Origin of the sequence: Alteromonas sp. 5E99-2, from assembly GCF_017368475.1 — a bacterium.
Taxonomy (GTDB): domain Bacteria; phylum Pseudomonadota; class Gammaproteobacteria; order Enterobacterales; family Alteromonadaceae; genus Alteromonas_F.
The window spans coordinates 1-376 of sequence record NZ_JAFNJE010000091.1 but is presented as its reverse complement, the minus strand read 5'-3'; the positions used below and the strand labels follow the sequence as shown (position 1 = coordinate 376).

Genomic DNA, 376 nt, shown 5'->3' with positions numbered 1-376 from the left:
AGGATTTCACCGGATTCGACATCCCAAATCGTGTCGGGGCCGGGAACTTGATCAACGCTGAGCCCCTCGGCAGCGGCCCAACCAAAGGTGGCAAAGTAGGCTTCTGCTTCGCCGACTGGCTTAAGAAGGCGTACAATGGGAGAGCCTTCTTCGAGCGTTTCGCGGTATTGTGTCAGAGACAGGTCATCGATCCGTGCACCTTGCAAAGACAAAGACCCAACCAATTCAGGCGTTTCGATCATCAAGCGTGGTGCTTCGACAGCAGCTTCAGTGACATCTGGCGTCGTTGTGGCTGTGCCGGTTTCGCTTGCTGCGCTTGGCGTCGTGACGTCTGTCACTTCCGCAACTGGCGGAAGGTCTGTCAGTGCTGGTTCTT

General features: G+C 56.1%; 1 protein-coding gene. It reads right to left on the bottom strand.

What is annotated here, in order from left to right; all coding sequences use genetic code 11:
• On the bottom strand, positions 1–338 hold a 338-nt coding region (yidC, locus tag J3L16_RS16035; protein WP_207614063.1), incomplete at its 3' end, for a membrane protein insertase YidC.
• Positions 339–376 lie beyond the last annotated feature (38 nt).